The organism is Piscinibacter sp., from assembly GCF_050175855.1.
GTDB lineage: Bacteria > Pseudomonadota > Gammaproteobacteria > Burkholderiales > Burkholderiaceae_C > Piscinibacter.
The window spans coordinates 1-8,390 of sequence record NZ_JBFXIO010000226.1; the positions used below are offsets into that span (position 1 = coordinate 1).

The following is an 8,390-nucleotide window of genomic DNA, read 5'->3' on the forward strand; positions in this document are numbered from 1 at the left end:
TCGGAGTTCCTGCTGCAGCAGTTCGCGCTGCCCGAGGCGGCGCTGTACAAGGTCAATGGCCCGGTCAACCTGGTGCGCCTGAACCAGCTGATCGACCAGGCCGACGCGGCGGCGCTGCGCTTCCCCACCTTCGAGCCGGCCTGGCCCGAGCGTCGCCTGCCGCGCGAGCGCTCGATCTTCGAGCGGCTGCGCCGGGGCGACGTACTGCTGCACCATCCCTTCGAATCCTTCGAACCGGTGGTGCAGTTCCTGCGCGAGGCGGTGGCCGACCCCGACGTGCTGGCCATCAAGCAGACCATCTACCGCACTGGCAGCGAATCGCCGCTGATGGAGTCGCTGATCGAGGCGGCGCGGCGCGGCAAGGAAGTGATGGTGGTCGTCGAGCTGAAGGCGCGCTTCGACGAGGAAGCCAACATCAACTGGGCCGAGCGCCTGGAGGCGGTCGGCGCGCAGGTGGTCTATGGCATCGTCGGCCTGAAGACGCACGCCAAGCTGCTGCTGGTGACGCGGCGCGAAGGGGCTTCGCTGCGCCGCTACGCCCACCTGTCCACCGGCAACTACAACCCGAAGACGGCGCGGATGTACACCGACGTGGGCTACCTCACGGCGGATGCCGACCTGACCTCGGACGCGGATGCCGTCTTCCAGCAGCTCGCCAGCCTCGGCCGCACCAAGCCGCTGCGCGCGATGCTGCAGGCGCCGTTCACGCTGCACCGTCGCACCGGCCAGCTGATCGACCGCGTGGCCGAATCGGCCCGCGCCGGACGCCCGGCGCGCATCGTCGCCAAGATCAACGCACTGACCGACACTGCGCTGATCGAGAAGTTGATGCGCGCTTCGCAGGCCGGCGCCCGCATCGACCTGATCGTGCGTGGCGCCTGCATGCTGCCGCCGGGCGTGCCCGGCGCGACCGAGCGCATCCGCGTGCATTCGGTGGTCGGGCGCTTCCTCGAGCACAGCCGGGTGATGTATTTCCGCTGGGGCGAGAGCGAGGACGACGAGGTGCTCTACCTCAGCAGCGCCGACTGGATGGGGCGCAACATGTTCCGCCGCATCGAGGTGGCCTGGCCGGTGCGCGATGCCGCGCTGCGCCAGCGCGTGATCGACGAATGCCTGGTGCCCTATCTGCACGACGGCCGCGATGCCTGGCGGCAATCGCCCGACGGCCGCTACGAACGCACCGGCACCGACGGCATCAGTGCCCAGCAGGCGCTGATGGCGCTTTACCGCGGCTGAGCGCCATGGACCTGATCCTGTGGCGCCATGCCGAGGCGGTCGAGCGCGAGGGCCTGCCGGACCTGGAGCGCATGCTGACGACCAAGGGCGAGCGACAGGCGGCGCGCATGGCCGACTGGCTCAACCACCGCATCGCCCACTCGACGCGGGTGCTCGTCAGCCCGGCGCTGCGCTGCCAGCAGACCGCCAAGGCGCTGGGCCGCAAGTTCCGCACCGTCGAGGCGATCGCGCCGGCGGCCAGCCCGCAGGCGCTGCTGGAGGCGGTGCGCTGGCCCGAGTCCAGCGAGCCGGTGCTGGTGGTCGGCCACCAGCCGACGCTGGGACAGGTGGCGGCGCTGCTGCTGGCCGGGCAGGCGCAGCCCTGGTCGGTGAAGAAGGGCGCGGCCTGGTGGCTGCGCAGCCGCGACCGCGAAGGCAGCGCGCAGGTGGTGCTGCACGCCGTGATGGGGCCTGACGCGCTGTAGCGCTCAGCCCTGCAGCTCAGCCAGCCAGTCTCGCAGCCTCAGGCCGGCGCGTGCACCAAGGGCCGCGGCGGCCGCGTTCGCATGCGAGATCACCCCGTCGTCCAGCGTCGAGCGCGCCTCGCCGATGCGGGCGCTGTCGTGCGATACCGTGCAGGCGGCGATGCCCGCATCCTGCAGCGGCGCGAGGCCGGCGATGCCCGCTTCGTCGAGCCCGACGCCGGCATCGTTGAAGACGGCGAGCCTCACCTTCGCCTGCAGCGCGAAGCGCCCCGCGCTGAGGCCACCGTGCGAGCCGCTGATGACGATCCGTCCCGTGCCGCTACCGATCGCCTCGGTGATGCTGTCGACCACGAGCAGGTCGGAGTTCATCGCGTCCTCAGCGGCCGAGCGACAGCCTTAGCACGCCGCCTCGCGCCCAGGCCTGCACCTCTTCCTGCAGCAGGAAGTGCGTGCGCGGGTGGCTGGCGGCCCAGTCGGCGCTGAACTCCACGCGTGCCTCGGTGCCGTCGCGGTGAAGGGCCAGCGCGTCGGTGCGCACCTCGCCACGTGCATGGCACTTGATGACACCCAGGCGCAGGCACAGCACCTGCCAGGCGAAGGTCTCCTGCACCAGGCTGGCCTCCACCTTGCGCAGCCCGCCGCGCTGGCCCAGCACCAGCTCCGCCACGCGGCGCTGCTGGCTCTGCGAGAAGCCCGGCGCGTCGACGTGGGCGAGCAGGTAGGCGCTGTGGCGGTGGTGGTCGTGGTGCGAGACCATCATGCCCATCTCGTGCAGCGCGCAGGCCCACAGCAGCTCGCGGCGTGCCTCGCGGCCGGCGCGCGGCTGCACCTGCTCGTACAGGGTCTCTGCGATGCGCGAGACGCGCCGCGCCTGCTGCACGTCGACCATGAAGCGGCGCTGCAGCTCGCGCACGGTGGCGTCGCGCAGGTCGTGGCCGTCCTGCGGCAAGGCGGTGGCATGCAGCCGCTCGTCGAGATCGAAGATCACGCCCTGACGCAGCGCGCCTCGCGCCGGCTGCAGCGCCTCGATGCCGAAGTGGGCGGCCAGGGTGTAGAGGATCGCGATGCCGCCCGCGATCACCGCGCGGCGGTCTTCCTTCAGGCCGGGCAGGTCGAGCCGGTCGACGCGGCCGGCGGCGACGCAGCGCTCGATCAGCCAGCGCAGGCCGTCCGGCGTGATGCGCCCGTCGGTCACGCCGCTGGCGGCCAGCAGCTGCGACACCGCGCCCACCGTGCCCGACGAACCGAGCGCCTCGCGCCAGTGGGCCGGCGCGAACGGCTCCAGCGCCTCTTCCAGCTCGGCGCCGGCGGCGATCTGCGCTGCGCGGAAGGCCTCGGCGGTCAGGCGGCCTTCGGCGAAATAGCGCAGCGACAGGCTCACGCTGCCGACCTGGAAGCTCTCGGCATGCAGGGGCTTGCGGCCGTGGCCGAGGATCATCTCGGTGGAGCGGCCGCCGATGTCGATCACCAGCCGCGGCGCGCCCGAGGGCTGCAGGCGCGCCACGCCGGCGTAGATGAGGCGCGCTTCCTCGCGGCCGGAGATCACCTCGATCGGGTGGCCGAGCACGGTCTGCGCGCGGGCGAGGAAGGCATCGCGATTGCGCGCCTCGCGCAGCGTCTGCGTGGCCACGGCGCGCACCTGCGTTGGCGCGAAGCCTTGCAGCCGCTGGGCGAAGCGGGCCAGGCAGGCCAGGCCGCGCTCGGCCGCCTGCTCGGTGAGCAGGCCGTTCGCATCGAGGCCAGCGCCCAGGCGCACGGTTTCCTTGAGGTAGTCGACACGTCGGTAGCGGCCTTGCTCCACCTGCGCGATCTCCAGGCGGAAGCTGTTCGAGCCCATGTCGATGGCGGCGAGCTGGCCGGGCCAGCGGGTCTCGAGGTCGGAGCGGCCGCGCGCTGGCAGGGTATTCATGCGGTGATTGTGGCGGGATTTGCGGGCCTTCCTAGAATCGGCCGCTCCACCCACACCGACGGAGGTTCCCGATGCTTGAGCAGGAGATCGACAGCCTGGCCCCTTCGCGCGCGCTGTCGCGCCGCGGTTTTGTGCAGGCGGCGGTGGGCAGCGGCTTCGCGGCCGCGGTGCTGCCGGTGACGGCGCAGGCCATCAAGACCGACAGCGAGGGCCTGACGGTCGGCGAGGTGATGATCCCGGTGGGCGACTTCAAGATGCCCGCCTACCGCGCGCAGCCGGCGGGCAAGACCAACCTGCCGGTGATCCTCGTCGTGTCGGAGATCTTCGGCGTGCACGAGTACATCGCCGACGTCGCGCGGCGCTTCGCCAAGCTCGGCTACCTGGCCATCGCGCCGGAGCTGTTCGTGCGCCAGGGCGATGCGCAGTCCTACGGCGAGATCGCCAAGCTCATCTCGGAGGTGATCGCCAAGGTGCCCGACGCGCAGGTGATGGGCGATCTCGACGCCAGCGTGGCCTGGGCCAAGGCCCACGGCGGCGATGTGTCCAGGCTGGGCATCACCGGCTTCTGCTGGGGCGGCCGCACCACCTGGATGTACGCTGCGCACAACCCGGCGGTGAAGGCGGCCGTGCCCTGGTACGGCCCGGTGGCGCGGAGCTACTACCCGGGCGACAAGTCCGCTCTCGACGTGGCGGCGCAGGTCAAGGCGGCAGTACTGGCGCTGTACGGCGGCGCCGACAGCGGCATTCCCAACGACACCATCGAGAAGATGATGGCGGCGCTGAAGGCAGCGGGCAACAAGAAGTCGGAACTGGTGCTGTACCCCGAGACTCCACACGCCTTCCATGCCGACTACCGGCCAAGCTACCGCAAGGAGCAGGCCGAGGACGGCTGGAAGCGCGCCGTGGCCTGGTTGAAGCAGCACGGCGTAGCCTGACCACGCCGCGCCCGCCGCATGCTGGCTAGCGCACCACCAGCACCGGCACCGTCGAGTGCGTCAGCACCTTCTGCGTCTCGCTGCCCAGCAGCAGCGCGGTGACGCCGCGGCGGCCGTGCGAGGCCATCACGACGAGGTCGCACTCGGTGCGCTTGGCGTGGTCGATGATGGCTTCCCAGGGGTGCAGCGCCTCGACGCTGTGCGCCTGGCAGCTCACGCCGGCGGTCTTGGCGGCCTCGGTCACCAGCGCTAGGCGCTTGGCGGCGATGCGCTCCTGCGCGTCGAAAAACTCCTGCGGCGGCGTGGGCTGCATCTCCGAGATCGCGCTGTAGGGGAAGGGCTCTTTCACGCTGATCGCATACAGCTGCGCGCCGACCGACTTCGCCAAGGCGATCGCGGTGTCGACCGCCTTGCCGGTGATGTCCGAGCCGTCGGTGGGCACGAGGATTCGCTTGAACATGGCAGGGCTCCTTTCGTTGTCGTATGGACTCAGTGTCGAACGACAGCGTAGGAGCGCGCTTGACGGTGGTCAACCGACGGCAATGGGGCGGGTAGGGTCGGCCGACCACTCGCTCCACGAGCCGGCGTACAGGCGCGAGCCCGACAGGCCGGCATGCTCCATCGCCAGCAGGTTGTGGCAGGCCGTCACGCCCGAGCCACACTGGTGCACCGTCTGCGCCGCCGCGTCGCGGCCGAGCAGCGCCTCGTACTCGGCGCGCAGCTGTTCGGCCGGCTTGAATCGGCCGTCGCGGCCCAGGTTGTCCTTGAAGAAGCGGTGCAGGGCGCCCGGGATGTGGCCCGCCACCTTGTCCAACGGCTCGACCTCGCCGCGGAAGCGTTCCCCGGCCCGCGCGTCGACGAGGCGCACGCGGCCGAGCTGGGCCAGCAACGCATCGGCGCTGGTGGTCGCCGCCAGCGGTGCGCGCTCGGGGTAGGGCGCGGCAGGCTTCGCCACCGGTACCTGCGCATCTACCGCACCGCCGGCTGCACGCCAGGCGTCGAGGCCGCCGTCGAGCACGGCCACGGCTTCGTGGCCCATCCAGCGCAGCATCCACCACAGCCGAGAGGCATAGGGGCCGCCCTGGCGGTCGAGCGCGACCACCTGGGTGGCCGGCGTGATGCCCAGGCGGCCCAGCGTCGCGGCGAAGGCGGCGCGCCCGGGCAGCGGATGGCGGCCGTTCAGCCCGGTCTTCGAGCCCGACAGGTCGCGGTCGAGGTGCAGGTAGAACGAGCCGGCCAGGTGCACCGCGCTCCAGGCAAACTCGCCGTCGTCCGGGTCGGCGAGGTCGAAGCTGCAGTCGACGACCACCGTCGGCGTCGTGCCGGCCAGCAGGTCGCGCAGTTCCCGCGCGGAGATCAGCGTCGTGAAGGGTCGGGTCATGGGCTCAGCTCTCCAGGGTCGATTGGCGGGCATCGGCGGGGGCGGTCTGGCTGCGCAGCAGCGAGGCCGCCAGACCCGCGGCGACGATCAGTACCATGCCCGCGATGGCCATCCAGGTGATGCGCTCGTCGAACAGCAGCACGCCGTAGACGAACGCGAAGGCGATGCCGAGGTACTGCAGGCTGGCCACCACCAGCGTCCGGCCGGTGCCGTAGGCGCGTGTCATGAGCAGCTGCGCCACGCTGGCCAGCAGCCCCACGGCCAGCAGCAACGCCGGGCCTTCCAGCGTACGGTGAGGGCTCGCGCCGGTCCACAGCATGGTCAGCGCGCCGGCGGCCACGCCGCCGAGCGAGAAGTAGAAGACGATGCGGTATTCCGGCTCGCCGGCGCGGCCGAGCGCGGTGACCTGCAGGTAGGCGGTGGCCGAGACCATGCCCGAGAGCAGGCCGATCAGGCCGTGCCAGAGCTGGTCCTGCTCGATGGTGGGACGCAGGATCAGCGCCACGCCCGCGAAGCCGGCGAGGATGGTGGCGATCAGCCGGCCGTCGACGCGCTGGCCGCCGAGCATGATCGCGCCGCCGACGAGGAACAGCGCCATCCATACCGAAGACATGTAGTTCAGCGTCATCGCCGTGGCCAGCGGCAGGTTGCCGATGGCGTAGAACCACAGGCACAGCGCGGTGACGCCCGAGATGCTGCGCCAGAAGTGCATCGCCGGCACGGCAGTGCGCAGCGAGCCGCGCTGCCAGCGCGCGAACGCGCCCATCAGTGCCAGGCCGACGAGGCCGCGATAGAACACGATCTCGCCGGTGGCGTAGTGGGCGGAGGCGAGCTTGACACAGACGCCCATCGTCGCGAACAGCAGCGACGCGAGCACCATCAACCAGGGAGCGGACATGCGGACGATTGTGCCCGCACGCCCGGCAGCATCAGCCCTTCAGCCGATCTCCCATCACCCGCCGGTACCACTCGTGGAAGTGCTGCATGCCGTCTTCCATCGGGCTCTGGTACGGGCCGACCTCGTCGTCACCGCGCTCGAGCAGTGCCTTGCGGCCGGCGTCCATGCGCAACGCGATCTCGTCGTCCTCTTCGCAGGTCTCCCAGTAGGCGGCCTGTTCCGCCTCGACGAACTCGCGCTCGAAGGCGGCGATCTCCTCGGGGTAGTAGAACTCCACCATGTTGAGCGTCTTGCGCGGGCCCCTGGGGAACAGCGTGGACACCACCAGCACGTGCGGATACCACTCGACCATGGTCGTCGGGTAGTAGGTCAGCCAGATCGCGCCGTGGCGTGGCGGCTCGCCGTTGCGGTAGGCGAGCACGGCGTCGTGCCACTTGCGGTAGGTCGGCGAGCCGGCCTGCGCGAGCGACTTGTTGGGGCCCACCGTCTGCACCGAGTGGTGCGCGCCGAACTCCCAGCGCAGGTCCTCGCAGGTGACGAAGCCGCCCAGTCCCGGGTGGAAGGGCGCGACGTGGTAGTCCTCCAGGTAGACCTCGATGAAGGTCTTCCAGTTGTAGTCGCACTCGTGCAGGTGCACGCTGTCGAACACGTAGCCCGAGAAGTCGAGGTCGACCTTGGGGCCCAGCCGGGCCAGGTCGGCGTTGACATCGCGGCCGCCCCCCTCGAACAGCAGCCCGTTCCAGTTCTGCACCGGGTAGTTGCGCAGGTTCAGGCAGGGGTCGTCGGCGAAGTGCGGCGCGCCCAGCAGCTTGCCGTGGGTGTCGTAGGTCCAGCGGTGCAGCGGGCAGACGATGTTGCTGCCGGTGTGGCCGCGGCCGCGCAGCATCACCGCCTGGCGGTGCCGGCAGACGTTGGAGACGAGCTCGATGCCGCTGGCCGTGCGCACCAGCGCACGTCCTTCGGATTCCTGGGGCAGGGCGTGGTAGTCGCCGACCTCGGGCACCGACAGCTCGTGCCCGAGGTAGCGCGCACCGGACTCGAAGATCAGCTCCATCTCGTGCCGGTAGAGATCGGCATCGAAATAGGTGCTGACGGAAAGCTGCGAGCGGGAGCGCTGCAGCGCCTCGGTCGGGACGCTCAGGTCGGACATGATCCCCAGGATCTCCAAAAACCGATGTCAAACCACCACCCCGGCAACCCCGGGTGTGGGCCTTCAGGCACCCGCCGGACGGCGACGGGCCGCGGATTGTACCCAGGGGGGGTGAGCGGGGCGGAAAGCCGCACTGGCCGAGTGCTTCTCTGCCGGACCGGCTTGCACCGCGCGACTTTGGTGCAACAACCCCAGTGGCCGCGAAACGGGGCTGACTACAATCAGTCCCTCTGGATTGCGCATGGCAAAAAACTCTCCTTCCCCCACGGCTGCCAAGGAGCCGGCGAGCTACGAAGACGCCCTGCGCGAACTCGAGCAGCTCGTCGCGAGCAGGGAAGGCGGCCAGCTGCCGCTGGACCGCATGATCGACAGCTACCGCCGCGGCGCCGAGCTGCTGGCCTACTGCCGCGGCCGGCT

The 8,390-nt window shown here is 70.6% G+C and carries 10 protein-coding genes; 4 read left to right on the plus strand and 6 right to left on the minus strand.

Annotated features, from left to right (window positions below; all coding sequences use genetic code 11):
* Window positions 1–1,236: polyphosphate kinase 1 (gene ppk1, locus AB7U92_RS16525; RefSeq protein ID WP_428579168.1), on the plus strand; the 1,236-nt coding region annotated here is incomplete at its 5' end.
* A gap of 5 nt (window positions 1,237–1,241) precedes the next feature.
* A complete protein-coding gene (gene sixA / locus AB7U92_RS16530; RefSeq protein WP_428579171.1) occupies window positions 1,242–1,700 on the plus strand; it encodes a phosphohistidine phosphatase SixA in 459 nt (152 codons plus the stop codon).
* Between the two features lie 3 nt (window positions 1,701–1,703).
* Here sixA and AB7U92_RS16535 read toward each other — a convergent pair whose 3' ends face one another.
* Together AB7U92_RS16535 and ppx are read right to left on the minus strand one after the other, a co-directional pair.
* On the minus strand, window positions 1,704–2,069 hold the full coding sequence (locus tag AB7U92_RS16535; protein WP_428579174.1) for a hypothetical protein: 366 nt from the start codon (window positions 2,067–2,069) through the stop codon (window positions 1,704–1,706).
* A 7-nt stretch (window positions 2,070–2,076) separates the two neighbouring features.
* The gene (gene ppx / locus AB7U92_RS16540; RefSeq protein WP_428579177.1) at window positions 2,077–3,609 is read right to left on the minus strand and encodes an exopolyphosphatase; all 1,533 of its coding nucleotides are present in this window, start codon (window positions 3,607–3,609) and stop codon (window positions 2,077–2,079) included.
* A 71-nt stretch (window positions 3,610–3,680) separates the two neighbouring features.
* On the opposite strand from ppx, the gene AB7U92_RS16545 reads away from it, so the two are divergent.
* The gene (locus AB7U92_RS16545; RefSeq protein WP_428579180.1) at window positions 3,681–4,544 is read left to right on the plus strand and encodes a dienelactone hydrolase family protein; all 864 of its coding nucleotides are present in this window, start codon (window positions 3,681–3,683) and stop codon (window positions 4,542–4,544) included.
* Window positions 4,545–4,569: 25 nt separating this feature from the next.
* Here AB7U92_RS16545 and AB7U92_RS16550 read toward each other — a convergent pair whose 3' ends face one another.
* From AB7U92_RS16550 to AB7U92_RS16565, 4 genes are all read right to left on the minus strand, one after another.
* Window positions 4,570–5,004, minus strand: coding sequence for a universal stress protein (locus AB7U92_RS16550; RefSeq protein WP_428579183.1), 435 nt, complete (start codon window positions 5,002–5,004; stop codon window positions 4,570–4,572).
* Window positions 5,005–5,073: 69 nt separating this feature from the next.
* Window positions 5,074–5,925 carry a sulfurtransferase gene (locus AB7U92_RS16555; protein ID WP_428579186.1) on the minus strand — a complete coding sequence of 284 codons (852 nt, stop codon included), beginning with the start codon at window positions 5,923–5,925 and terminating at the stop codon, window positions 5,074–5,076.
* A 4-nt stretch (window positions 5,926–5,929) separates the two neighbouring features.
* Complete coding sequence (locus AB7U92_RS16560; protein ID WP_428579189.1) at window positions 5,930–6,823, minus strand: DMT family transporter; 894 nt, start codon at window positions 6,821–6,823, stop codon at window positions 5,930–5,932.
* A 31-nt stretch (window positions 6,824–6,854) separates the two neighbouring features.
* A complete protein-coding gene (locus tag AB7U92_RS16565; protein ID WP_428579192.1) occupies window positions 6,855–7,973 on the minus strand; it encodes an aromatic ring-hydroxylating oxygenase subunit alpha in 1,119 nt (372 codons plus the stop codon).
* Between the two features lie 241 nt (window positions 7,974–8,214).
* On the opposite strand from AB7U92_RS16565, the gene xseB reads away from it, so the two are divergent.
* Window positions 8,215–8,390, plus strand: a 176-nt coding sequence (xseB, locus tag AB7U92_RS16570; protein ID WP_428579195.1) for an exodeoxyribonuclease VII small subunit, incomplete at its 3' end; no start/stop codon positions are given.